This is a genomic window from Moritella sp. 28 (assembly GCF_018219435.1).
Classification (GTDB): Bacteria; Pseudomonadota; Gammaproteobacteria; order Enterobacterales; family Moritellaceae; genus Moritella.
Genome location: NZ_CP056121.1, coordinates 1,574,841 through 1,599,659 on the forward strand (window position 1 = coordinate 1,574,841; position 24,819 = coordinate 1,599,659).

At 40.4% G+C, this 24,819-nt stretch carries 20 protein-coding genes and 1 riboswitch; of the genes, 7 read left to right on the forward strand and 13 right to left on the reverse strand.

Features of this window, described 5'->3' with window-relative positions; all coding sequences use genetic code 11:
• Nucleotides 1–5: 5 nt before the first annotated feature.
• Complete coding sequence (locus HWV02_RS07075; protein WP_211690007.1) at nucleotides 6–587, reverse strand: Tfp pilus assembly protein FimT/FimU; 582 nt, start codon at nucleotides 585–587, stop codon at nucleotides 6–8.
• A 310-nt stretch (nucleotides 588–897) separates the two neighbouring features.
• Here HWV02_RS07075 and HWV02_RS07080 point away from each other — a divergent pair, with 310 nt between their 5' ends.
• The 3 genes from HWV02_RS07080 (at nucleotide 898) to HWV02_RS07085 (ending at nucleotide 4,317) form a co-directional block, all read left to right on the forward strand.
• A complete protein-coding gene (locus HWV02_RS07080; RefSeq protein ID WP_211690008.1) occupies nucleotides 898–2,367 on the forward strand; it encodes a peptide MFS transporter in 1,470 nt (489 codons plus the stop codon).
• A gap of 819 nt (nucleotides 2,368–3,186) precedes the next feature.
• The gene (locus HWV02_RS22980; RefSeq protein WP_370629430.1) at nucleotides 3,187–3,375 is read left to right on the forward strand and encodes a DUF6868 family protein; all 189 of its coding nucleotides are present in this window, start codon (nucleotides 3,187–3,189) and stop codon (nucleotides 3,373–3,375) included.
• Between the two features lie 468 nt (nucleotides 3,376–3,843).
• Nucleotides 3,844–4,317, forward strand: a complete 474-nt coding sequence (locus HWV02_RS07085; RefSeq protein WP_045111052.1) for an Hsp20 family protein — start codon at nucleotides 3,844–3,846, stop codon at nucleotides 4,315–4,317.
• A gap of 317 nt (nucleotides 4,318–4,634) precedes the next feature.
• Here HWV02_RS07085 and HWV02_RS07090 read toward each other — a convergent pair whose 3' ends face one another.
• The 5 genes from HWV02_RS07090 to HWV02_RS07110 all read right to left on the reverse strand — a co-directional run bounded on the left by HWV02_RS07090 (nucleotide 4,635) and on the right by HWV02_RS07110 (nucleotide 11,185).
• Nucleotides 4,635–5,579, reverse strand: coding sequence for an ABC transporter permease (locus HWV02_RS07090; protein WP_211679082.1), 945 nt, complete (start codon nucleotides 5,577–5,579; stop codon nucleotides 4,635–4,637).
• A 5-nt stretch (nucleotides 5,580–5,584) separates the two neighbouring features.
• A complete protein-coding gene (locus tag HWV02_RS07095) occupies nucleotides 5,585–6,559 on the reverse strand; it encodes an ABC transporter permease (RefSeq protein ID WP_211679083.1) in 975 nt (324 codons plus the stop codon).
• A 119-nt stretch (nucleotides 6,560–6,678) separates the two neighbouring features.
• Entirely contained in the window at nucleotides 6,679–8,232 is a 1,554-nt protein-coding gene (locus HWV02_RS07100) for an ABC transporter substrate-binding protein (protein ID WP_211679084.1), read from the reverse strand.
• Between the two features lie 95 nt (nucleotides 8,233–8,327).
• On the reverse strand, nucleotides 8,328–10,040 hold the full coding sequence (locus tag HWV02_RS07105) for an ABC transporter ATP-binding protein (RefSeq protein ID WP_211679085.1): 1,713 nt from the start codon (nucleotides 10,038–10,040) through the stop codon (nucleotides 8,328–8,330).
• Between the two features lie 266 nt (nucleotides 10,041–10,306).
• A complete protein-coding gene (locus HWV02_RS07110; protein WP_211690009.1) occupies nucleotides 10,307–11,185 on the reverse strand; it encodes a LysR family transcriptional regulator in 879 nt (292 codons plus the stop codon).
• A 148-nt stretch (nucleotides 11,186–11,333) separates the two neighbouring features.
• Between HWV02_RS07110 and HWV02_RS07115 the strand changes: the two genes are divergently transcribed.
• Entirely contained in the window at nucleotides 11,334–12,734 is a 1,401-nt protein-coding gene (locus HWV02_RS07115) for an MATE family efflux transporter (protein WP_211690010.1), read from the forward strand.
• On the opposite strand, the gene HWV02_RS07120 is transcribed toward HWV02_RS07115, so the two are convergent.
• Together HWV02_RS07120 and HWV02_RS07125 are read right to left on the reverse strand one after the other, a co-directional pair.
• Nucleotides 12,731–13,705: a ribonuclease Z gene (locus HWV02_RS07120; RefSeq protein WP_211690011.1), complete on the reverse strand. Its 975-nt coding sequence runs from the start codon at nucleotides 13,703–13,705 to the stop codon at nucleotides 12,731–12,733. The genes HWV02_RS07115 and HWV02_RS07120 overlap by 4 nt on opposite strands.
• 39 nt (nucleotides 13,706–13,744) lie before the next feature.
• Nucleotides 13,745–14,659 carry a LysR family transcriptional regulator gene (locus HWV02_RS07125; RefSeq protein WP_211690012.1) on the reverse strand — a complete coding sequence of 305 codons (915 nt, stop codon included), beginning with the start codon at nucleotides 14,657–14,659 and terminating at the stop codon, nucleotides 13,745–13,747.
• A gap of 137 nt (nucleotides 14,660–14,796) precedes the next feature.
• Between HWV02_RS07125 and HWV02_RS07130 the strand changes: the two genes are divergently transcribed.
• Together HWV02_RS07130 and HWV02_RS07135 are read left to right on the forward strand one after the other, a co-directional pair.
• Nucleotides 14,797–15,963, forward strand: coding sequence for a DSD1 family PLP-dependent enzyme (locus tag HWV02_RS07130; protein WP_211690539.1), 1,167 nt, complete (start codon nucleotides 14,797–14,799; stop codon nucleotides 15,961–15,963).
• 32 nt (nucleotides 15,964–15,995) lie between these two features.
• Nucleotides 15,996–16,940 (forward strand): ornithine cyclodeaminase family protein, encoded by a 945-nt coding sequence (locus HWV02_RS07135; RefSeq protein ID WP_211690013.1) that lies wholly within the window; start codon nucleotides 15,996–15,998, stop codon nucleotides 16,938–16,940.
• A gap of 97 nt (nucleotides 16,941–17,037) precedes the next feature.
• On the opposite strand, the gene add is transcribed toward HWV02_RS07135, so the two are convergent.
• Nucleotides 17,038–18,033 (reverse strand): adenosine deaminase, encoded by a 996-nt coding sequence (gene add, locus HWV02_RS07140; RefSeq protein ID WP_211690014.1) that lies wholly within the window; start codon nucleotides 18,031–18,033, stop codon nucleotides 17,038–17,040.
• A gap of 29 nt (nucleotides 18,034–18,062) precedes the next feature.
• Nucleotides 18,063–18,162: riboswitch (purine riboswitch) on the reverse strand.
• Nucleotides 18,163–18,686: 524 nt separating this feature from the next.
• On the opposite strand from add, the gene HWV02_RS07145 reads away from it, so the two are divergent.
• Nucleotides 18,687–21,086 (forward strand): glycosyl hydrolase family 18 protein, encoded by a 2,400-nt coding sequence (locus HWV02_RS07145; RefSeq protein ID WP_211690015.1) that lies wholly within the window; start codon nucleotides 18,687–18,689, stop codon nucleotides 21,084–21,086.
• Between the two features lie 130 nt (nucleotides 21,087–21,216).
• Here HWV02_RS07145 and HWV02_RS07150 read toward each other — a convergent pair whose 3' ends face one another.
• From HWV02_RS07150 to modB, 4 genes are all read right to left on the reverse strand, one after another.
• The gene (locus HWV02_RS07150) at nucleotides 21,217–22,080 is read right to left on the reverse strand and encodes a DMT family transporter (protein ID WP_211690016.1); all 864 of its coding nucleotides are present in this window, start codon (nucleotides 22,078–22,080) and stop codon (nucleotides 21,217–21,219) included.
• A 145-nt stretch (nucleotides 22,081–22,225) separates the two neighbouring features.
• Nucleotides 22,226–22,933: an AraC family transcriptional regulator gene (locus HWV02_RS07155; RefSeq protein ID WP_211690017.1), complete on the reverse strand. Its 708-nt coding sequence runs from the start codon at nucleotides 22,931–22,933 to the stop codon at nucleotides 22,226–22,228.
• Between the two features lie 108 nt (nucleotides 22,934–23,041).
• Nucleotides 23,042–24,130, reverse strand: a complete 1,089-nt coding sequence (gene modC, locus HWV02_RS07160) for a molybdenum ABC transporter ATP-binding protein ModC (RefSeq protein WP_211690540.1) — start codon at nucleotides 24,128–24,130, stop codon at nucleotides 23,042–23,044.
• A complete protein-coding gene (gene modB, locus HWV02_RS07165; protein ID WP_211680071.1) occupies nucleotides 24,130–24,816 on the reverse strand; it encodes a molybdate ABC transporter permease subunit in 687 nt (228 codons plus the stop codon). The genes modC and modB overlap by 1 nt, the downstream gene beginning before the upstream one ends.
• Nucleotides 24,817–24,819: the final 3 nt, after the last annotated feature.

The following is a 24,819-nucleotide window of genomic DNA, read 5'->3' on the forward strand; positions in this document are numbered from 1 at the left end:
CTTAATTAATCCCTAAAAACAGAAACCACGCGTCCGGTTTCTGAGTCATAATTAATCAAGATTTTAGCATCCGCAGGATTATTCGTCGTATCTCCGAGCGTTCTCAAAATATAGCTGCACTGGCTTTTTCCACTACCGTTATCAGCACGATGGCGATAGGCGGTAAAATCAGTATCATCATTTTTATTTAGGGATACTGAAGGTGGATTTACTAGCAAGATATTCCATAATGAAACACAACCTTGATTACCTTTCCCAATATTTTTAGTATTTTTTATAAAGCCTTGGCGATTACCTTTATTAATACCCAATGGAAAACCGTTTGGGTTTACATCGATAGTCCCATCGGCATAGCCTGGTATATTTGTCATATCCGAGCTTAAACCTAAAATTTGGTAGCGAATTTGTACAAAACTAACCGCTTCTTGGTAAGCGGCTGCCACGGCTTTAACACGGCTTATTTCTGAATCTTCACGGAAATTCAAGAATTTTGGGACCGCAATTACAGCCAGTGTCGCCACGATAATAATCGTGATAGCAAGTTCAATAAGGGTAAAACCCTGTGCTGGTTTTAATCGAGATGTCATAGTTTGCCTATTTATACCGCAAGTCTTAATTATAACGGATTAGTGGTTTTTTGTTCATTTATTGATCTTCAGTTCTACGCTTAGTTAGTCAATATTATTGTATGGTATTGATTCGATTTGTGTGAATATATTAAACTGCATTATTATGTTATTCCATTATATGCGACCTGTGCATCTGCGTTCTAGTAGTCAAAAGTAATATTCCTGTGTTTATTTTTGCGATCTTAACCTCTAACCAGATACTCCTTAAGTGTTAACATCTCGTCGAGTTTACCTTTCTTTACTTATCCATAATAAAAGAGATTAAGTTATGTGGAATCGACTGAATAAATCTATGATGTGTTGCCAAATGCTCTTTGGCTTATCTTTTTACGGCGTAATGGTTATTTTAACCCGCTTCTTTTTAGAAGACCTTGGGTATAGCGAAGCTGACACCATGATGGTTGTTGGTGCTTTTTCTTCTATCGGACCGCTATTTGCGATTGCTGGTGGCTTTATTGCGGATAAGTTCTTGGGTGCTTATCGTTCATTAACGATTGCTTATCTTGGCTTTGCTGTTGGTTATACCTTACTTGTTTTAGGTGCATCAGCAGGAAATGTTCCACTGAGCCTAGTTGGTATTGCGCTAGCAAGTTATGCGCGTGGCTTGATGTCACCTTCATACCCAAGTTTGTACAAACGTACATTTTCAAGCCAAGAAGACTTTGAAAACGGTTACCCTGTTAATTACTCTGTGAATAATATCGGTGCATTTTTAGGACAATATTTATTCCCAATGCTAGTTCTTATGGTTGGTTTTAATGGCAGTTTCATGTTGTCAGCAACGATGGCCGCAGTTGCTTTTGTTATCTTAATTGTTTCACGCAAACCATTATTAACCGTTGGCGCAGAGATTGACCAAACGCCGGTAAGCACAAAAAATTGGATTGCATTTATTGCGATTTCGTTAGGTATGATTGGTTTAGTATTTTTCATGTTCTCGAACATGGATATCGGCCAAAACGTTGTTTATGCAATTGGTGCCGCTGCGATCCTTTATTTCATCTCATTGATGCTTAAAGCTGAACGTGCTGATGCTTTGAAAATGGGTACTATTCTTATCATGACTGCATTAACAACGGCGTTCTTTGTTTATTACGGCCAAATGATGACATCAATGACGATGGTAACAATTAATACCATGCGTGGTGATCTGTTTGGTTTCATTCCAATTGCACCTGAAGCGGCAATGGCGATGAATCCACTCTGGTGTATTGTTGGCGGTCCAGTGATTGCGTACGTATTCTCGGCGCTTGAGAAACGTAATATTAACTTCACGACCGCAACGAAGGTTGGTTTCTCATTCATTCTAACTGCGATTGCGTTTGGTATCCTTACCATGGCTGTACTGAATGTTGGAGAAGATGTGATTATTCGTCCTGAAGTATTCATGGCTATTCACTTCTTCCAGGCATTTGCTGAAGTCATTGTAGGTAGTATGGTTGTAGCATTTATTTTGTCTGTCGCACCGAAACACATTGAAAACTTCTCGGTAAGCCTTTTCTCTGTGGCAATTGCCATGAGTGGAATTGTTGGCGCTGTATTCTCTACTTCAATTGCGATGGAGAAGGGTCAAGAGATCACGCAAGAAGTGGTGCAAACAGTTTACGGTGGCTACTTTAGCCTATTAACAGGTTTAGCAGTTGTGATGGTATTTGTCGCATTCCTGGCATCATTTGTTATTCGTAAGATGCTTGAGAAGAGTAAACAAGCTGAAGGTATGACACCAGCTCAAGCGTAATTACACATTGTTTTAAATTATACGAGTAGGCTATGACCTAAGATATAAGTTATAGACCTACGAATTTACTTACGAAAATAAGGCTTCTAATTGATATTAGAAGCCTTATTTATTATTTCACCGCTACTTCGCATTGCCCAGATCTGGCTAGTATAATATCGCTCTATGCATTTTTCGGTTTAAAGCGTAATGTCGGCACGTAATAGTCTGTTTAGTAAGGACTACGTACAGTCGGCCTTTGCTCCTTCGTCTATATTTTGCCCATTAACAGAGTGTTATACATTAAGGATGAAGTGTGGAGTATGACCTAAAAAGTATGGGGATTGGCTTTCCTTGTATATATCTTAGTAGGAGTCGCTCCAACATTTATGTTCGAGACTATTCTTAATGAATATATGTTTGGGCTTTTAAATAGTTATCTTTCCAATAGGAGCGATTTGTTTTTATGTTTACCTTTTTAAAGTCCCCGATTAAAGTAGGAAAGTAGGAAAGTAGGAAAGTAGGAAAGTAGGAAAGTAGGAAAGTAGGAAAGCAGGAAAGGTAAAAGGAACTTTGAATCTTTAAAAGTTGGAGATTATTTTTCCGATTCTTGGTCAAAAGGTTCATTTGGTCTCCTATATAAGCGAAAATAATACATAACAAACGCATCAATATGGAGGTCTCACGCTTGGTTGGTGCTCATTCTTCGCTAAGTATAACCAAGCTAATCCGCCCATTATGCGGGCGTTGGTACTTAAATAAAAATAAGGATATATAATTATGATCACACTTTCACAATTAACAGAGCTTCTCGGGTGGGTATCAATACTAAATATTGGGATGCTGCTTTTCGCTGCTTTTGTGCTGATTATAATGAAACCATTCGTCACAGGTCTACACAGCAAACTATTCAGTGTCCCCGAAGAAGAACTGCCGAAAATCTATTTCAAGTACTTAGCAAATTATCAAACTTTCACTCTCATATTCGCAATTGCACCATACATTGCTCTCAAAATAATGGGTCAGTAAAGTGCTTAACAAGGCCCAGAAAAAATGATCTCCGGTAAGGGCGGCGTTGATGTAAAGTCGTTTTACTTTCAGTAATGCGAAACGTCCTTATTGAAGCATTAGCTCTAAGCCGTTTCTGTCCAAATATGGTTTAGAGCACTTCATTCTCTACTTCCGTTCCACTGCGCATGACGCTCGTTTAAGATTAAGCACAGATAAAATGGTTCGCTACGTGAAATCTAGCGAGCTAACCTCCCTCCAATCATTATTTCAGGCGCGTAGTTGCCGACCATCAAACATCCTAATGAGATATTCCATATGATTATTTACTTATAAAAAAATTCTATAAATAAATATTTGAAAAAAGATCGGTTTATTATATAAAATAATTCCTAAGAAGAGCGTTTCATTGAAAGGAATAATGTTTCACTGAAAGTCTCTCTTTCAACACCCTGGTTTATTTTATATTGCTTCTTTGGAGGATATATTATGAATACTATCGATTTAACTCCGATTTATCGCAGCACTATTGGCTTTGACAGATTTGCTCCTTTATTTAGTAGTCTATTAGGTGACGATAACAAAGTACCAAATTATCCACCTTATAACATTGAAATTCACGGCGAAGATAAATATTCAATTACTATAGCTGTCGCAGGATTTTCTGAGCATGAACTAGATATTAATGTAGCAAAAGGTGTCCTTACTGTTTCTGGAGATAAAGGATACACAGACGATAATGATAAAGATAAACACAAATTCCTTTATCAAGGTATTGCTAATCGGATGTTTAAACGTAAGTTTAATCTTACCGAAAATGTAGAAGTAACCAGTGCGAGTCTTAATCATGGGTTATTAACGATAAATCTGGTTAAAGAGATACCAGAAGCGATTAAGCCTAAGAAAATAGCCATCAATCAGGAGGTCGAACTTATTAATGATAAAACTAAAAAGGCCGTTTGATTTAGTATAAGGGCAGCTAAGCAGCCCTGTTTATCTAAGATGTTTCGTAAAGCATATGTTCGCTACGTGAAATCTAGCGAACATATACCCATCAAAAACATGTATTGGCTAGTAGCGTGACGCCGTCACGCTACTAGCCAAATTTTTTCTTTAGGAAGTTATCTAACGCGACTTTGTCCTGACAGAAAGATAAGAATAACCGTTCGCAATACTGTGGAATGTTGTTTTCATTATATAAAAAAAGCACTGAACGTATTCACGAACAGTGCTTTTTATTACTATTATTTACTTACATATAAACAATGACGCTTATTTGCTTAACCTTTATAAATCTTCGGGTTAAATGCATCACGTAACCAGTCACCAAGTAGGTTGATTACAAGTACAAGTGTTACCAGTAATACACCTGGGAAGGCTGTTATCCACCAAGCGCCAGAGAAGATATACTTAAAGCCTGTACTGATTAACGCACCTAATGAAGGTTGGTCAACCGGTAAACCTAAGCCTAGGAATGACAGTGCTGCTTCTGACATAATGGCATTGGCAATCTGAACTGTTGAAATCACTAGGATAGGGGACAAGCAGTTTGGCAGAATGTGTCTAAACATAATGCGCATTGATTTTAAGCCCATCACTTGCGCTGCTTCAACGTATTCTTTTTGCTTCTCGGCCAATACCGATGCTCGAATAGTACGTGCATACTGAGGCCATTCAGCCACACCAATGATCACCACGAGCATGACGACGGCATATTGGCTAAAGAACTCAGCACCAAAGCTGGCTTTAAAGATAGCCGAAACAATGATCGCCACCATCATCGTTGAGAATGACAATTGTACGTCAGCAAAGCGCATCAGGAAGCTATCAACACGGCCACCGAAGTAACCTGCAGACAGACCAATCACAATACCCAAGACTAACTGGACCGCAACGGCTAAGAAACCAATAGTTAGTGATAAACGTGAACCATAAAGCATGGTTGATAAAATATCACGACCTTGGTCATCGGTACCTAACAGGAAGCGTTCGTCACCGTCTTCTAACCAAGAAGGTGGTAGCTCAGAATCCATGATATCGATACTGGTAATATCATACGGGTCTGTTGGTGAAATTAATGGCGCAGCTAACGCTGTGATCAAGAATGTTAAGAAGATCGCAAAGCTGAACATTGCCACCTTATCTCTTAAGAAATAATAGATAAGGTCTGAGTTTTTAAAGCGTTCCCAACGAGTAGGAACATGAGAAGAAGTCACTGTGTTCATACTAATTATCCTTTACCTGTAATGTTCACTGTTGGGTTAACGAACCCGTATAACAGGTCAACAAGGGTATTTGTTACCACAAAGATTAAACCTACAAAGATCACATAAGCAGTAATTAATGGTGTATCAACACGGTTAATCGCTTCTAGGAATAGGAAACCTGTACCTGGCCACTGGAATACTGTTTCGGTCAAAATTGTGTAGGCAATCATAGTACCGATCTGTACACCACCAACAGTGATAACAGGTAACATAGTATTTTTAAGGGCGTGTACGTAGTAAATCTTGTTTAATGCTAAGCCTTTTGCTTTTGCAAATTTGATGTATTCAGAGCTTAACGCTTCGAGCATTTCTGAACGAACCAAGCGGATGAAAAGTGGCAGCATGATAGAAGCCAGTGAGATGCTTGGTAAAATAAGGTGTAAGAAACCATCCATAGTAAGGAAACCTGTTTCCCAACCCATGACGTTGACAGTCTCACCACGTCCATAAGACGGTAACCAACCTAGTTCGATGGAAAAGATATACATCAGCATGATTGCAGTTAAGAATACCGGTACTGAAATGCCGATACTACTGACTGCCATGATTATTTTTGTCAGTGCACTTTTGGGATGAATCGCAGAGTAGACACCTAAAGGAATTGACACGAATACGATAATAACGGCTGCGCCAAATACAAGCTCTAGTGTTGCTTGAAGTTTGTCGAAGATAACTTCTGCTGCAGGTCTTTTAAAGAAATACGAGGTACCTAAATCACCTTGTAATGCGTTAACAAGAAAGCGACTATATTTAGTTATGTACGGATCGTTAAGACCTAGTTCATCACGTAGTGCTTGTCGTTCATCATCTGAAACAGATTGACCAACTAATTCGCGTAATGGATCGCCTAGATTATCTTGAATGGAAAATGCTACCAAACTGATCACGAACATTACTACCAAGGCCTGAAACAGGCGTTTGATCAGAAATGTAAACATTCCTTGTCCCCCAAAGTAATATTGAATTTATAACTGCTATAGCTATATTTTTGTAAAAATAATCGGTGTTTTTATCGCTATTACTTGATAAAAACACCGCATAGTAAAGGTGTACTTAGTTATTTAACGACTAGGTCACCGAAGTACGGGAAGTTTAGTGCGTTTACAATCGGAGCAACTTGTAGAGTTGATTTTGCACCCCAAGCTAGATCTTGCCAATGTAGTGGCACAAAAGCCGCTTCGTCATACAAGATATTTTCAACACGTTGTAGCATAACGCCACGTTTTGCTGTATCTGTTTCAGCGTTTGCACTGTTTACTAACTTATCAACTTCAGCGTTTGAGTAGTAGCCACAGTTATAAGCACCACGACCAGTTTCTTTATTACGTGTCATTGTTAAAAATTCAGAGAAGTTCGCAGAATCTTCAGTATCTGAATGCCAACCAACCATCATCATGTCAGCTGAGCAAAGATCAAATTCAGGCCAGTATTGTGCTTTTGGCATTGTTTTTAGATCAACTTTAATACCGATTTTAGATAGCATTGACGCAGTTGCTTGTGCGATCTTAGCATCGTTAACATAACGGTTATTTGGCGCCATCATTGAAAGTTTGAAGCCATTTTCATAACCCGCATCTTTCATTAACTGTTTAGCTTTTTTCAAGTCATAACGTGGCACTAGGTCAGCGTCATAGCCAGAATAACCGGCTGGACCTTGTTGGCCAGCTGTAGTGCCGAAGCCTTTCATGATCTTCTTCACAATCGCGTCGTTATTGATTGCATGTACGATAGCTTGACGTACGCGCACATCTTTAAGCGCTGGGTTGCTGTTTTGGTTCATTTGGAATGTGATGATACGCGTACCTGATACGGTTACTAGATCGATATCCTTCGCGCTTTTCACTCGTCGTTGATCATTTGGTGACACAGGGTAAATCATATCAACGTCGCCAGAAAGAAGTGCTGCAACACGTGTCGCGTCTTCTTTAATTGGCACAAGCGTTAACTTGTCAACGTTACCTGGAGATTTCTTATCCCAGTAACCGTCAAAACGCTCGAATACAACTTTTACACCTTGCTCACGAGAAGTGACAGTGAAAGGACCTGTGCCAGATACGTGTGTTGACGCATAAGAGCTACCGTGTTTAACGATTTCAGATTTTTCTTTACCGTTTTCTTTACCAGAATAGAACTTTTTATCCATTGGGAAGATATAAGTTGCTGTCTGTAGTACAAGTGGATACGGTTCTGAAGAGACGATTTCTACCGTGTAGTCATCAATCTTCGTCATTTTTTCGTATGGAGAAAAAATAGCTTTAAAGTCAACTGATTGCTGCTTTAAACGATTAAATGTCCATACAACGTCATCAGCAGTTAGTTGGTTACCTGAGTGGAATTTAACGCCTTTACGTAGGTGAAAACGGAAAGTCGTATCATTTACACGTTCCCATTTTTCAGCTATACGGCCTTCAAAATCGAAATCTTTGGTAAAACGAACCAGAGGATCAAACAGCATGTGCGACATCTGTAGTGTACCACCAGATAGTTGCTCATGCGGGTCAAGCGATACAGGATCTGCATCATACGCAACAGTAATATCTGCTGCTGCAGCACTAACGCTTAGGCCAGCGGCCATTAGGGCAATGGCTAGTTTGGTCTTTAAGGTTTTCATTTGCATAACTCCTTCATGCTGGGACGTGACTCCCGATGTGTTGTGTTTGTTTTTTTTATTATGTAACGGTTGTTTTTTCGTTTAATTAATAGAATTTAGCTTGCCAGTTTGTCACGTAAGCCTTTAAATTCAGGCATTAACGAAACCAGATGCTGACTGTATTCATGCTGTGGATTGGTAAATAGTTCTTCTGTAGGCGCTACTTCAAGTAGCTTTCCTTTTTGCATTACGCCAACACGGTCACTTACTTGACGAATAACCGGTAAATCATGGCTAATGAACAACATAGTTAGATTAAGTTCGTCTTGTAAATCTTTTAATAGGTTTAGAATTTGCGCTTGTACTGATACATCAAGTGCTGATGTTGGTTCATCACAAATTAATAAACGTGGACGTGTCGCCAGTGCACGAGCAATTGAAATACGTTGGCGCTGACCGCCAGAGAATTCGTGTGGGTATTTAACCCCTGCCATTCTACCTAGTCCTACGTGATCCAGTAGATCATGTACGATTTGACGAACTTCAGTTTCAGATGATGCCAATTTGTGGAAACGAATTGGTTCTGAAATGATATCAAAAATTTTCATTCTAGGATTCATCGATGTATATGGGTTTTGGAATACCATTTGCATTTGACGACGAATAGGGCGACGTTCTTTTTCAGATTTTAACGCGGTTAAATCAATGCCTTCAAACGTGATGTTACCTTCATTAGGTGCATAAAGACCCGCAATTACACGTGCAATCGTTGATTTACCCGAACCTGACTCACCCACAAGACCAAAGGTTTCACCTTCATTGATGTTGAAGCTTACTTTGTTTGAGGCTTGTACATATTCACGTTTACTTTCAAAAAATGAATCTTTAGTCACAAAGCGAAGACTTACATCATTCACTGTCAGTAGTGGACCCGTGTATTCTCGTTGATCTTCACTTTGACCTAACCAATGATTTTTAATATCGATTTGCTTCATTTCTTCGGCTTCTTCGATATAGCTTACCAACGGAAAACGATCTAACTTGATATCAGAGCGAGGTACCGCAGAAATAAGGCTACGAGTATACTCATGCGAAGGATCGCTAAGTACTTGCTTGGTTGGACCGAATTCAACAAGATCACCACGGTACATCACGGCAATTTTATCTGTTACATTTGATACCACACCCATGTCATGCGTAACGAGCATACAGCCTACGTTTTTCTTGATACACAATTCACGGATCAACGTCAGTATTTGATCTTGAATAGATACATCAAGCGCGGTTGTAGGTTCATCAGCAATGATTAAATCTGGTTCACATGATAATGCGATAGCGATAACTACGCGTTGTCTCATACCACCAGAAAATTGATGCGGATATTGTTTAATACGTAATTCAGGCTCTGGAATACCGACTTGTTCCATTAAGGTTAGAGCGCGAGAGAAAGCTTCTTCTTTGCTTACGTCCAGATTGGCTAGAATCGTTTCTGTAATTTGACGTTCGATAGTAAAAAGTGGATTTAGCGATGTCATTGGATCTTGGAAGATGAAACCAATTTTTGAGCCACGTACTGACCGCATTTCTTCAGGCGTTAAACCCGATATTTTTTCACCTTCAAGATAAACTTCACCGCTAGCGATCACACCTGGAGGGCTTAATAGATCAATAATGGCATTACCCACAGTTGATTTACCTGCACCAGATTCGCCAACTACACCAACAATTTCACCGCGTTCGATTGAAAAAGACAATGATTTCACTGCTGCGTGCACACCATGTCGAGATGGATATTCGATGCGAAGATTTTTTACTTCTAATAAAGACATTACCAGACCCTTATAACTCGATGATTCCCACCCAGTCTGAAAAATTGATTCCATTCACTATCAGTAAATGTCACTGATATGTTACGTGCTTATTAATCTGACAAATAAACTGCGATAAATCAATAAAAATGATATAAAAATCTAGATTATGTTATTTTTTTGCACTAAAACGCAGGTATTCTATAGTTTTTTTAGATTTTTAAAAAAAATTTAATTGAATAATTATAGACTTTTTACGTAAAAATAACCAAAAAGTAATACTTTAACTATTTTGTAACACCTTTATCTAGCGCTTGATATATCCAGTTTATAACGGGACCATATGCTTGATCTCGACGTTTTACAATGCCCATTTCAATGAGCAATGGATCGGTAATATGCTTAGTGGATAATTCAATTAATGCGTCTTTATACCAGTGTATATTGGCGACATGTTCAGGTACTAATGCCCAACCTATGCCACGAATTACTAATTCCGTTATGTAGTAATAACTGTCTATATGCCAATGATTCGGTGAGGTGGCTTTGGCTTGCGTAATCCCCATGCGGTCACGGATGACTAATTCCCTAAATTGATTCAATTGTTCTATTTTTGGCTCAGGGATTTTAGCTAAAGGGTGTTCGGGAGCCACAATCAAAGTTTGGGTAAATTTACCGATAGACATGAACTCGAGTGAGTCTAATAGTGCCTTTAAGTGGAATAAGATGCCAAGGTCGGCTTTTTTCTCATCGACCCATTTAGGAATGTCAGCTTGAGAACCACTGATTATGTTGATTTTTAATAGGGGGAATTGCTTAGCGATATCTTCAAATAAATGCTGAAAAATCATAATCGGAGCCGCTTCATCCATGGCTATCGTTAAACAAATTTCTTCACCACCCGAAACGGTTAATGCACGAGACTGTAGGCGTTGGCATTGTTGTAGAACCGCTTCTGCTTCTGCATACATATCTTCACCTGCCAGTGTCAGTATCGGTAATCGAGCACTGCGATCAAATAAGGTTATATCAAGATCGGTTTCTAAATTGGCTATCGCAGTACTGATTCTCGATTGTGCTTTACCTAAATGGCGAGCTGCGGCTGAAAATGAACCGAGTTTTACAGCGGTTACAAATGCTTCTAATTGATCAACTGTCCAATTCATCTTGTTTTCTCACTTTATTTGAGTGACTGGGGGGTTGGCATAAATGGATCTAACTATCCGAAAATCGGATGGATGCTAACTTTCATCAATATCAAAAACAAGCATAATGCATAAAAATAAACGTATTCAATATTAAATAGAGGTTTTTGTGAGTGCATCGCCGTTACAACCAAGATCATTAGATCAAAACAAGACTGAGCTAGCATCGGATGCGGAGATTAAACGTTCTTTTTGGCGTTATGCGATCCCATCTATTGCCGCGATGTTGGTGAGTGGACTTTATCAAATTATCGATGGTATTTTTGTCGGCCACTATGTGGGTGTAGAAGGACTTGCTGCGATTAATATGGCGTGGCCGATCACCTTCGTGGTGTCTGGACTGGGCATCATGATTGGTATGGGCGGTGGCACTTTAATTTCGATGAATCGTGGTGAACAAGATCAAACGTCAGCTCAGAAAGCGTTGAATGCCAGCTTTTTCTTGATGGTTGTATTAGCGATTATTTCCGCGGCTGGTTTGTTCTTATGGGGTGCTGATTTGCTGCGAGCGCAAGGTGGTGAAGGCGTTATTTTTACCCTAGGTTTTGGTTATGTGAATATCTTTGCCTACGGGACTATAGCCACTATCATGGCTGCGGCTATCCCTATGTTAGTGCGTAACGATGAAAGTCCAAATGTGGCGACTGCATTAATGATCTTTGGCGCGCTGTTAAACATAGTGCTCGATTATGTGTTTATTGGCTTGTGGCAATGGCAACTTGAAGGCGCTGCACTAGCGACCATCATTGCTCAGTTCCTAGTGGCTATCATTGGCATTATTTACTTTATTTCCAAGCACTCAAGTTTAAAATTAGATAGCAGCTTGATTAAAGTTAACCCACGTATGATGAGTATGATTATTAGCTTAGGTGCTTCATCATTAGTGATGTATTTGTATACCAGTTTTGTGTTTGCACTACATAACCGTTTATTCATGCAATATGGTACGCCTGTGACTGTGGGAGCGTTTGCTATTGTCGGTTACATCATGACACTTTATTACTTGGTGGCAGAGGGCATTGCGGAAGGCATGCAACCACCAGTGAGTTATTACTTTGGTGCTCAGCAGTTTGAAAATATCAAGAAAATGCTACTAATGTCGATAAAAGTAACGGTTATTGCAGGCATTGGCTTTATCGTGATTTTAAATGTTATGCCGAACTTAATGATATGTTTATTCACCAGTGAGAGCGCAGAACTGATTGCAGAAGCAAAAAATGGTATTCATTTACATTTATTCGCGATGTTTTTAGATGGCATTATTGTGTTGGCATCGGTGTATTTTATGGCGATCGGTAAGGGCGGTAAAGCTTTGGCGATATCGGTAGGTAATATGCTAATTCAATTACCATTTCTGTATTTCTTGCCGCAATGGTTAGGAGTTGATGGGATCTGGTTAGCTTTGCCTTTATCTAATATTGTGCTGTTTGTTATTGTCGCGCCGTTGGTATGGCACGACATAAAACAAAGAGAGCAAGAGCCTGAAGTTACTCTTTGCCAGCAATCTTAGCTAGTGCTTTTTGTTAGGACGCCTTGGTTGTTTAGGGTATAACGATCAAGGTCTTTGGCTAAGAATAGATTTTTGTTATAAACAGTACGTGCTTCGTTCTCTATATCGAAGATAGAAGGGCTGCTGTTTATTGCGTCTTGATAGCGCGGACTAAAGTGGGTTAACACTAAATTATCCAGTTCCATATCACTGGCAAACTGCGCGACGAGTTTTGCGTAACTGTGCTGTGGTCCTTTACCTACTTTGATGGCAATGTCTTGAGTATATGTTGCTTCGTGCACTAATACGTTTGCGGTCTTGGCTGCTTGAGTGAGCAGTGATGGGTCATCATTATCACCTGAGATGATAATTTTTCGAGGCTCTTGAATCGGTAATAAATAGTCTTGTGCGCATATAATGCGACCATCATCGAGTTGCACATCTAACCCTTGTTGCAAATCGCCCCAAAGCTTGCCGCGCGTGACTTTGTCTTGTTCTAACTTCTTAACATCGAGCTTATTACTTAGTCTATTTTCACTGAAGCTATAGGCACAAGAAGGCAAGCGGTGAGAGAGTTCAGTCGTCTCAACATCAAATTCAATGGCTAGGTCGTCGAGTGTATTATTTGGCTCATCAATACACTTATACTTTAATTCATAGTTTAAATTGAGGTGCACAGCAGTTTGCATCAACTCGATGAAGGTTTTAATTTCTGATGGCCCTACAATCCAAAGTGGGTCTGTCCTGCCTTGCATTGCGGCACTGGCTAATAGTCCAGGTAGACCATAACAATGATCACCATGGATGTGAGTTATAAAGATTGCCTGTAATTGTGTTAAAGACAATTTGGTATGCAGTAATTGATGTTGAGTTCCTTCGCCACAATCAACTAAGCACCATTGTTTTGAATTAACCCGATGAATAGCCAAGCCCGATACATTACGGGTTTTGGTTGGTGTACCTGCCGATGTACCTAAAAATACGATTTCCATGATGTACTTCTTTTATGTTGTTATCGAGATTTCAAATGATTATTTTTGTAACCAAGGCTGTTGTGCAAAACGTGCTTTTAATAGCTGTAAGAAATGTGATGTTCTGGCTGAACGGGCGCGCGCGTCAGTCCCTAACAAGGCCACAATATCAGCACTCGGTAAGCTGTAGTCTGGTAGTAACCGTACTAATGCACCATTATTTAATTCAGGTTGTATATCCCATTCGGATCGTATGATGATCCCATGACCTGCTATCGCCCAATTTTTTACAACACGGCCTTCATTACTGGTAAAGGTTGGTGTAATACGTATCGATTCCTGTTCTTCGCTATTAATATGGGTGAAACGCCATAACGTCACATCTTCACTGTTTTCTCGTAACGCAATACAGGTATGGTTTTTTAATTCTCGCGGTGACTCTGGTGAACCATGGCGCTTTAAATAATCCGGAGAGGCACACAGAAAGCGTTGGTTATGGGCAAGTGTCGCGAGCTTTAATGTTGAATCCCTTAATTCACCAATATAGATGATAATGTCCCATTTATGGCTTTCTGCCCAACTTGGCTTGTCCGAGAGTTCTAATTCGACGGTGAGGTTTGTATGTTGTTGCTGAAACTCACCAACCAAGGGGGCAATGTAATCATTACCAAATCCTAAAGGGGCTAATATTTTGAGTGTGCCATTGATTAGATTCTTTTTACTGGCCATTAATGTTTGTAGTTGGTCCATTTCTGCGAGAATGAATCGGGCTTTATTTTGCAGTAAATAACCTTCTTCGGTCAGGCTTATGCCACGCGCTTGGCGTTGTACTAGTTTTACGCTCACTTTAGCTTCAATTGCTTGCAGGCGTTGAGTCACTGTCGGTGGCGTCACATTAAGCTTACGTGCCGCCGCAGTTAAAGAGGGTTGAGTTGAGATAGCATAAAAAAAACGCAAGTCTTCGCTGGTAAGCATTAAGTTAAAGCCTAATATGATAGTTAGTAATCGTTAATATTATTCTAATTCTCGATATATCACAATATGTGTATTACCAAGCAGGTAACTGAATAAAGTGAGTATAAGGAGCGATTACTGTGTCAATTATAAAAACGATGTCAATTGGAAAGTCTACGTTAATAACAGCAAGCTTAGCAAAGATAGACACGCCTTTTTTGTTGGTCGATAAAGTCAAATTTGATACCAACGTGGCTTTCTTAAGAGCGAAGTTAGCCCCGCATCATGTGGTATTAAGACCGCATTTAAAAACCGTTAAATCCATTGCAGGTGCCAAACATGTACTAGAGGGTTTTGATTCGCCAGCCACTGTCTCGACTGTTAAAGAAGCGGAAGCATTTGCAGATGCGGGTTATACCAATCTACTCTATGCCGTTGGTATCGCTCCGCAAAAATTACCGCGTATTCAAGCGCTACTTAATAAAGGAATCAATATTAGCATTTTGCTTGATAGCGCAGTGCAAGCCAAAGCGGTCGCTGAATTTTGTCAGACGCAAAATATCAAGATCCCGACGCTATTGGAAATTGATTGCGATGGTCATCGAGGTGGTATTCAGCCTGATGATACACGCTTGGTCGAGATCGCAAGGATCCTTCATCAAGGTGGCGCAGAGCTACTAGGTGTACTAACACATGCGGGAGAGTCCTATGACTGTATTAATAAAGAGGCGTTGGTCGCAGCGGCTGAAGGTGAGCGCCATGCAGCCGTTATTGCTGCCACTCAGCTAATTGAAAGTGGATTGCCTTGCTCTGTGGTGAGTGTTGGTTCGACACCGACTGCACATTTTGCCGAGAACTTGGATGGTGTGACAGAAGTAAGAGCGGGCGTGTATACCTTTTTTGATTTAGTCATGGCTGGCATTGGCATTTGTAAGCCAAGTGATATCGCGTTATCTGTTGTCACCACTGTGATAGGTCATAACGAAGAGAAAGACTGGTTATTTATTGATGCGGGTTGGATGTCATTGTCACAAGACCGAGGTACGCAGTCGCAACGACAGGATTGTGGTTATGGATTAGTTTGCGATAGCGATGGCAATATTATACCCGGTTTACAAGTCATCGGCGCCAATCAAGAACATGGCATTATTGCTGCGGCTGGTCGCGATATTGATGGCGAAAAGCTATCCGATATAGTGGTTGGCACGCAGTTACGCATTTTGCCCAATCATGCTTGCGCCACCGCAGCCATGCATGCGGGTTATTACGTAGCAGACCCAGAGCAGGTTGAACTTGATTACTGGGCTCGAATTCAGGGTTGGTAGTAATACTAATCATATAAGGAAGATAAAAGAATATGAAATACATAAGTGAAGTATTGTCGAGTCAATTAATTAGTCATGACCTAGCGTTTAATGCGGTATCCGCTGCGTTCATTGCTGCGAGTGAGCAAGCCAAATTATTTCCTGTTGTGATTGCAGAAGGGTATGCTGAAAATACTATTTTTTCACTTAAATCAGCAAATACAGCAGAACTCGTGGGTTGGAAGGCTGGGAGTTATTGGCCGGGTAATACCGCCAAGAATATTCCTTGTCATGCATCGACTATCTTTTTATTAGATCAAGACTCTGGGCGTTTGGATGCCGTGATTGAAGGCAGTACAGTTAATGCTTACCGCACGGCGGCAGCAGATGCGGTTGCCGTATCGGTATTAGCGCGTGAAGACGCGAGTTGTGTCGCTATTTTTGGCACTGGTCATCAGGCGTTTTATGAATGCGTTTCCGTTTGTCGAGTACGTGATATCCACAGTGTACAGGTGGTTGGCCGTAATCATAATAAAGCACAGGCTATGGTTGAGAAACTAGCGGGTGTCGGCATCTATGCTCAAGTTTCAGTGGCTGAAGAAGCATGTCGTGCAGCGGATATTATCATTACTGCGACGACTGCGCGTGAAGCACTATTTTCTGCTGAATGGGTGAAAGCGGGCACGCATATCTCGGCAATGGGGGTCGATACGAAGGGTAAGCAAGAGTTACCACCAAGCTTGTTTGATGAAGCTGATTTATATTGTGATTTTACGTTACAGTCGGTAGTGATTGGTGAATTTCAGCACGGTAATAAAGAGGTGGTTACAAACAAATTAACCATGATTGGTGAGGTATTATCTGGATATGCACAAGGGCGTGTCAATAATACGGATATTACTATTTTTGATAGTTCAGGTATTGCAGTGCAGGATTTATTTGTCGGAAAACATTTACTGAATGCAGCACTAGATGCAGGGCATGTTATTGAGTGTTAATTTTCATATATGGGTTGTGAATCGTCGATATTAAAAAGGCGGGTTTGCTCCCCGCCTTGTTAGTAACTAATGATAGTTTAATGGTATGAAAGCTACCTTATTCAACAAACGTCGATAAATGCTGTTTTACAGAATCAGATGTGAACGCATGTTCAATGCTGATCTTGTAAATCTTGAAGTAGTCTTCACGGCTTAAGTTAAACTCTTCCATTACTTTACGTACTTCATCTGTCATTGTTGTATTTGACACAGTACGGTTATCGGTATTGATAGTGATTTGAATACCGTCTTGATAGAAAGCTTTAACTGGGTGGCTTGCTAAGTTGTCAACCGCTTTCGTTTGTACATTACTGCTTGGGCAGGTTTCTAATGCAATTTTTTGTGTTTTAACAAGGTCGTATGCATCTTCATGGCCGGTAATATGAATACCATGACCAACACGTTCTGCGCCTAATAATGACACTGCATCAAATACGTTTTGACCCACACCTTGCTCACCAGCATGGATGGTTACACGGTAACCTTTCTTAATTGCATATTCTGCATAAGGAACAAACTCAGCACAGAAGCCTGGTGCTTCACCACCTGCTAAATCGAATGCAACAATACCGTCGTTTAAGTATTTAGCTGCCGTATCCAGTACTTCTTTGATTCTGTCTTTTGGCATGTGACGTAAGATAGATAAAATGTAGTTACCTTTGATGTCGTACATTGCCTCTGCACGCTTCATTCCTGCAACAACACTATCAAATACTTGTTCAAGGGTTAGACCTTGTTCAAGGTGTAGCATTGGGCCGAAACGTACTTCTAGGTATTTCACATTTTCTTTTGCAGCATCTTCAAAGACTTCAAAAGAGATGCGCTCAATACCTTCCGCTGTTTGCATTACTGATAATGGCAGGTCAAAACGCTGTAGATATTCACCAAGATCTGTACATGTTTCAGGTGCGATCATTAAAGTTCTGATTTCTTCAATGTCGTTACTTGGTAAGGTAATGTTTTGTTCAGCTGCAAGCGCAATGATTGTTTCTGGGCGAACACTGCCGTCTAGGTGGCAATGTAGGTCAATCTTCGGTAAGTCAAAGTAATTCATGAGTCTCTACCTTTATATGTTTTTTTAGGTTTTAAAGTTACAGACTTCATAATCAAGAGTTTAAGGATCTTGGTAGAAACTCCCAAACCATATTATTGGGATTATACGAAGTTATTTAACCGCGTAGTTTAGCAGTCTGAAAACGACTCTGCAATTCGCTTAGACTCGTGCCTTAATCAATTTTGCTTATTATCGACGCGTATAGTTAATAATGGCCATGAAAAAACAACTAGATTGACCTCGATGACAGGCGTGAATTTGAGTACGATGAAATAACAGAAAAGTTGTCTCATCGCTTCTTGTTTTGGTTTACTTGCTATTAGTGATGGTGGTAAATGTTTTTAAGTTGTTGTTTTTAAGGTGTAAGGTTGTGTTTTTGTATGGGTGGGTATTTGGGATTAACATAACCCATGATCTCACTGTTTCAATAATTAAAAATTTACTGGTCTGACCGTATTGTTTGATAGAACTCTAACTTTGTTGTTTTCATGTTCTTTTTTCGTTGCGCAAATTAACAATTGAGAATAGTTTTTATATAAGCCTCTGGAGAGGTTTGATCTTGACTGGCATGATTACTGTTTGAATATCCGTCAATACATGTTGTATGTAATTACGCCTATTTTCGACTTTCTAATTTATTACATGGAGTTCTTGTGAAATCAATTTTTTTAAAAAGTACCCTTAAGTTAGCGATGGTAGCGGCAATTAGTGCACCTGTACTTGCGGCAGCACCTCAAGCACCCTCAATCGCGTGGGCCGATTATTCAAAACTAGGTTTTGTAACAATTAATACTGATGCAATCGTTAGCTATAAAGACATGTATACACGTGTTGACGTTGTTGAAGTACCTGTTTCTTGGGATGTTTGGTCTGGTGAACAAGCGACAAGATGGGAGGTAGAAGTTAACGGTGAAATAATGATGTCTGGTTCAGGTACAGGGAAAAGTACTGTTTTATCTTTCACTGAAGGTGGTTTAAAAGACATGGTTGTGCGTTTATGTAACGGCGATGGTTGTAGCGAAAGCGCAACGACTGAACTATTAATCTCGGACACAGACGGTTCACATTTAAAAACGGACCTGCCAATGACGACTGATCCGGCTAACACGCCTTACGCACAACAAAAAGAGAATATTGTCGGTACTTACTTCGTTGAATGGGGGGTGTACGGTCGTAAATACAACGTTAACGATATCCCTGTTAATAACCTGACGCACATAATTTACGGTTTCATTCCAATTTGTGGTGGCACAGGTGATAACAAATCTTTATTAGATCCAAATCCATCGGGTCACCAGTTATTAAAAAAAATGTGCGCAGGCCTGCCTGATTACTCTGTTGTTGTTCATGACACATGGGCGGCACTGAACTCTTCTTACGGTCAACCTGCAACACGTTTAGACGGTAAAAAAGTAGGTTCATTAGAAATAGGTAAAGGTACTTACGGTGGCTTAATGGCGCTTAAAAAAGCGAATCCACACATTAAAATTCTTCCATCTATTGGTGGTTGGACATTATCTGACCCATTCTTCGGTTTCACTGAAAAAGCAAACCGTGATGTATTTGTCGCCTCTACAAAAGAATTCTTAAAAACGTGGAAATTCTACGATGGTATCGATATTGATTGGGAATTCCCAGGTGGTGACGGTGCAAATGCAAGCTTAGGAGATCCAGAAAAAGACGGCCCGGCTTACATCGCATTAATGCAAGAATTACGTGCAATGTTGGATGAGCTTGAAGCGGAATATGGTCGTAAATATGAACTTACATCTGCAATCGGTACTGGTTACGACAAGATCGAAGATGTTGATTATGGTGTTGCTTCACAGTACATGGATAATATCTTCATGATGTCTTACGACTTCTATGGTGCATGGGGTCCAAATACGGGTCACCAAGCAGGTATTTATTGTGGTGCTCACATTTCAGCTGATAAATGTAATGGTACTGGCGAGTTTGCTGGGAAACCTGAATATACATTAGATAACGCAACTAAACTTTTACTTGCGCAAGGAGTGCCAGCTAAGAAATTAGTTGTTGGTGCTGCAATGTATGCTCGTGGGTGGCAAGATGTTGTAGCTGAAAATGGTAATCCAATCGGCGCTATTGGTTCACACATCGATTCTTCTGACGGTAGTCCATTTAACGGTAGTCTTGGTGGCGATGGTACAGACGTAAACGAAGCGGCTTGGGCTTGGGAAGCTGGCATCATGGATTATCGTGGTGTCCTTAAATTCCTCGAGTCAAACCCAAATGCAATCATAGGTTGGGATGAAATAGCTAAAGCATCATTTGTTTGGGATGAAGTGAGTCGTACATTGTTGACATATGATACGCCTCGTTCAGTACTTGCTAAAGGTGAATACCTTAAGAGCCTAGGTCTTGGTGGTATCTTCTCATGGGAAATCGATGGTGATGGTAACGGCGATATCTTGAACGCAATGAACCAAGCTGTAAATAACCCACAAGGCCAAACAGATTGGTCTGGTAACATCATCACGAATGAAGCTCCGAGCATTAGTATTGTATCTCCATCTGGTTCAGTGGTTCATACTGAAGGTGATACAGCTCAATTCTCTGCATTAATTACTGATGATAAATCAATTGCAGCTGTTGAAGTCACTGTTAATGGTGTAACTAAAACTGTGACACAAGATGCTACAACTTACTCTGGCAGCTTTGTGGTAAGGGTTGGTAGCAACACTGTTATATTCAAAGCTACAGATAACGAAGGCGTTTTATCTCAGAAAACAATCACCATCATCGGTAACGCTAAAGGCTTAGTTTGTGAAGATGGTTCTTCTGTTGTAAACGGTGAGTGTGTTGTAGACCCAATCGTTTGTGAGGACGGTTCTTCGCTTGTCGACGGTAAATGTGTTGCAGATGAGGTTGTTAGTGAAACACCATTTGTTGCTGGTTCGACTAAAGCATCTAACGGTGAAGTATACTCGTATCAAGGCTTGTGTTACCAAGCTAAAAATAGCCCTGGTATTTGGGAAGTACCAGCCGCAACATCTTGGTTCTGGACTGCTGTGACATGCTCTGGATCTTAAGTTGACCAGTTAACGAGTGATGAAGAATCGTCACTCATTGACTGTGAGCTGTACTGATACTAAATCACGCATTAATATTTTACTGAAAAAAGATATTAATGCGTTTATCAACTTGAAGGGTGATGTTTTCTTATATAGGGTTATCACCAAACGCTAATTTTTTCTTCATATTGGCAATAATCGCACCAGATAATATTAACGCGAGTGCAATGATAATGTTAGTAGACCAAGCATTAAGACCTGCAATGGCCAAAATGACAGATGAAATGAGTGGTGTACTAAAACTTAATGATGCTAGCAATTGCTGATTACCTTTTTTTAGGGCTATGTCCCATAAGTAAAAAGCGCCCCCGACAGGCCCTAATCCGAGTAATAATATCCCGCCCCATTCCGATAGGCTAAAACTCCAATTACTGGTTTCAAATTGCCAATGCGCGATTAATGCTAATATTGCAACGGCTGCAGATAACCAAGCGATGTCTTCAACGTCGTTGTTTGATGTAGATAAGAACCATGAATAGCTGCCCCAAATAACAGCGCAAATAGCAGCCAGAAAATAACCAATCCGATAGTCGTGATTTAACGTTAGCTCACCATTACCAACAATAATGAAGGCGATGCCGATAAAGCCTAAGCTACCCCCGATAAGTGCTCTTAACCGACTTTGTTTGTTGGCGACGAGTGTTGCTAGTAATAATGGCCATAGATACACAATTAAACTGACTTCGATAACGGGAGCAAATTTAAGCGCCATGAAATAACAGAAGTGGAACCCAAACAGTCCAATTATGCCAAGCAGCCACTGAGTTAGGGTTAACGATGGTTTGGTAAAGACGGTTTTTTTAATCGCTATTCGCTTGATGATGATAATGATAGCGGAGATGGAAAAACAAAGTGAGAGTAATTGAAATGCAGGAATATTCGCTGTTATTGTCCCTAACAGCGCTAAAGTCCCCCATAATCCGATTGCGATAAACCCGTATAATGTAGCCATAATTTATGATCCTTAAGTAATTTTAATGACCGAATTATAAGGTGTTCATAAATTAGCATGTTTGCTGAAAGGACGTTTTTATTGGCTAATACGCTACTGTTGTATTGCTATGGGATGGGATAGATAAACTGTCATCGCTGATGAGTTAGTAGCTAAACGCTTTAGGCGATTGACCAAAATATCTCGAAAAGCGCCGACTAAATGCTGATAGGTCTTGGTAGCCAACTTGTTCTGCGACAATACGAATAGGTAAGTCGGTATGAGCGAGCAGTGCTGAAGCCTTTTCCATCCGCAGTTGGGTGATGTATTTGTGGGTGGTCATGCCCATATTTGTCTTGAATAATTTTTTGTATTGGCTTGTGCTTAAACACGCAATTTTAGCTAACTGCTCGATGCTAAATAGCACACTGATGTCTTGTTTTATGAAGTGGATAACCTCAGCAATTCGAGGGTCGATACGTTCATGACATGTTTGTTGAGCAAGGAGCTGATAGAACAATTCAAACGCAGTCGATTCAAGCTGTTTATTTACTTGATGTGCCAGCTGCTTATCGATGAACTGTATATAAGCAAGCAGGGGAGGATTTATCGAGAATTTTTCAATACCTGATTCGGTAATGTTATCTGGATAACTTTCCATATCAACGACAATAAAACGGGCTGCATCATCTGCCCGAAAGTCATGTTGTTGCCCAGCTTTAATTATCACACAATCACCAATGCTAACTTTACCTGTGTAATCACCAACCTTAATATCAATCGCGCCATGTAATGGCAACACCAGCTGGTGGAACTCATGATAATGACTGCGTATTTGGCTTGTATAAGCGCGAATTGAAAGGTTGTTAGGCATGTGAATCCGCTTTTCCTTAGCGATGAGCAATGTTTAATAGCTTAAAGGGTAAGTGTTTATTTTGATAGGTAAAGCTATTTTTAGTATTGAACTATCAAAAAATAATGATCAAAACGACTGCGCTAACTCACTCTCAGTCATGCTTACGCCTTTGATCTGAGCATATACACTTTGCCCAACTGTTAGTGCTAAATCATCACATGCCCAAGGGGTGATGTTCGCCCATATGTGGTCATCGCCAAACGCCAATTTAACCTGCACATTATCACTTGATTCTGAATGTATAATCTCGGTAATTGTCGTCGGTAGAATATTACGAATACTACTGTCTTGTGGACGTGTTTTACACAGAGATACATGGTTAGCATGAATACGTACACGCAGTTTACTGCTCACAGGTAAAGGCAAACCATTGATCCATAGGTAAGTACCATCAGTGAGTGATAACTTACTCATGCGATAGCCTTTATTAAGCGCTGTTACTGTCGCCATTAACAGTGAGCTTTGTTCTTTGGCTGGCAACCAAGGTCGCATTTCTGCACTGTCCCAAACAGCTTGTAAGTGACCGTTAACTAACACTTTCCCTTTATCTAATACCAGCATGGTATCAGCCAGCTGTAAGATCTCATCTAAGCTATGGCTTACATAAATAATGGGTAAATTAAGGGTTTTCGATAGCTGTAACAAATAAGGAATAAGCTCACGCTTACGGGGTAAATCTAACGCTGCTAATGGTTCATCCATTAATAACATTTGTGGCCGTGTTAGCAAGGCGCGACCAATCGCAACACGCTGCTTTTCACCGCCAGACAGGGTTGATGGATAACGCTTTAATAGCTCACCTAAACCAAGTAACTTCACCACTAAATCAAAATGAACTTGGTCTTTATCTTTATTACCATAATTGAGATTACCGCGCACACTGTAGTGGGGGAATAAACGCGCTTCTTGAAAGACATAACCAATACGGCGACGTTCAGGCGGTAAATTAACTCGCAGTTGCTGGTGGTAAAGATGCGTATCGCCTAAAGTTAGCTGACCCTTATCTGGTGTTGATAACCCGCCAAGAATATTCACCAACGATGTTTTACCTGCACCAGAACGACCAAACACAGCACAGATACCTTGCATCGGAATTTGTGCATTCACCTGTAAGTCCAAATCACCCAGTTTTTTCTTTATATCAATAGTTAACATTATGACGCGACTCGCTGTTGGGCTTTTTTGGCTAGCCATTGCGATGCCGTTAACGATAATACGGCAATAACAATAGCAATCACACACAAGCGTGCGGCTTCATGCTCAGCACCTGGAGTTTGAATAAAAGAGTACATGGCGAGTGGAATAGTACGCGTCTCACCAGGGATATTAGACACAAAGGTAATCGTTGAACCAAACTCACCTAAACTGCGAGCAAAGGCCAGTACCATACCAGAAACAATACCGGGTAAGGTTAACGGCAGTGTAATGGTAAAAAACACGCGTAAGCGATTACTACCTAGGGTTCGCGCGGCTTGCTCTAAACGACTATCAACACTTTCAAATGACAAACGGATCGCACGTACCATTAACGGAAACGAGACGATCGCAGCCGCTAATGCTGCACCACGCCAACTAAAGCTAAAGCTCCAGCCAAACCAGTCATAAAGTATCGCACCAATGCTGCCTTGACGACCCATAGAGATTAATAAAATATAACCAATCACCACGGGCGGTAAGACCAAAGGTAAGTGAATTAGGCTGTCAAACAGTGACTTACCAGGAAACTCACAACGGGCTAATATCCACGCGCAAGCGATACCAAAGGGCAGGCTGAATAACACTGCCACACTCGATACTTTTAAACTCAGCAGCAAGGCTGCAATTTCATAATCACTTAACAAATT

What these genes read in the sequence shown, in the direction of transcription:
- HWV02_RS07075 (WP_211690007.1), bottom strand. Translation starts at nt 587, where the DNA reads ATGACATCTCGATTAAAACCAGCACAGGGTTTTACCCTTATTGAACTT.
- HWV02_RS07080 (WP_211690008.1), top strand. Translation starts at nt 898, where the DNA reads ATGTGGAATCGACTGAATAAATCTATGATGTGTTGCCAAATGCTCTTT.
- HWV02_RS22980 (WP_370629430.1), top strand. Translation starts at nt 3,187, where the DNA reads ATGCTGCTTTTCGCTGCTTTTGTGCTGATTATAATGAAACCATTCGTC.
- HWV02_RS07085 (WP_045111052.1), top strand. Translation starts at nt 3,844, where the DNA reads ATGAATACTATCGATTTAACTCCGATTTATCGCAGCACTATTGGCTTT.
- HWV02_RS07090 (WP_211679082.1), bottom strand. Translation starts at nt 5,579, where the DNA reads ATGAACACAGTGACTTCTTCTCATGTTCCTACTCGTTGGGAACGCTTT.
- HWV02_RS07095 (WP_211679083.1), bottom strand. Translation starts at nt 6,559, where the DNA reads ATGTTTACATTTCTGATCAAACGCCTGTTTCAGGCCTTGGTAGTAATG.
- HWV02_RS07100 (WP_211679084.1), bottom strand. Translation starts at nt 8,232, where the DNA reads ATGAAAACCTTAAAGACCAAACTAGCCATTGCCCTAATGGCCGCTGGC.
- HWV02_RS07105 (WP_211679085.1), bottom strand. Translation starts at nt 10,040, where the DNA reads ATGTCTTTATTAGAAGTAAAAAATCTTCGCATCGAATATCCATCTCGA.
- HWV02_RS07110 (WP_211690009.1), bottom strand. Translation starts at nt 11,185, where the DNA reads ATGAATTGGACAGTTGATCAATTAGAAGCATTTGTAACCGCTGTAAAA.
- HWV02_RS07120 (WP_211690011.1), bottom strand. Translation starts at nt 13,705, where the DNA reads ATGGAAATCGTATTTTTAGGTACATCGGCAGGTACACCAACCAAAACC.
- HWV02_RS07125 (WP_211690012.1), bottom strand. Translation starts at nt 14,659, where the DNA reads ATGCTTACCAGCGAAGACTTGCGTTTTTTTTATGCTATCTCAACTCAA.
- HWV02_RS07130 (WP_211690539.1), top strand. Translation starts at nt 14,797, where the DNA reads ATGTCAATTGGAAAGTCTACGTTAATAACAGCAAGCTTAGCAAAGATA.
- HWV02_RS07135 (WP_211690013.1), top strand. Translation starts at nt 15,996, where the DNA reads ATGAAATACATAAGTGAAGTATTGTCGAGTCAATTAATTAGTCATGAC.
- add (WP_211690014.1), bottom strand. Translation starts at nt 18,033, where the DNA reads ATGAATTACTTTGACTTACCGAAGATTGACCTACATTGCCACCTAGAC.
- HWV02_RS07150 (WP_211690016.1), bottom strand. Translation starts at nt 22,080, where the DNA reads ATGGCTACATTATACGGGTTTATCGCAATCGGATTATGGGGGACTTTA.
- HWV02_RS07155 (WP_211690017.1), bottom strand. Translation starts at nt 22,933, where the DNA reads ATGCCTAACAACCTTTCAATTCGCGCTTATACAAGCCAAATACGCAGT.
- modC (WP_211690540.1), bottom strand. Translation starts at nt 24,130, where the DNA reads ATGTTAACTATTGATATAAAGAAAAAACTGGGTGATTTGGACTTACAG.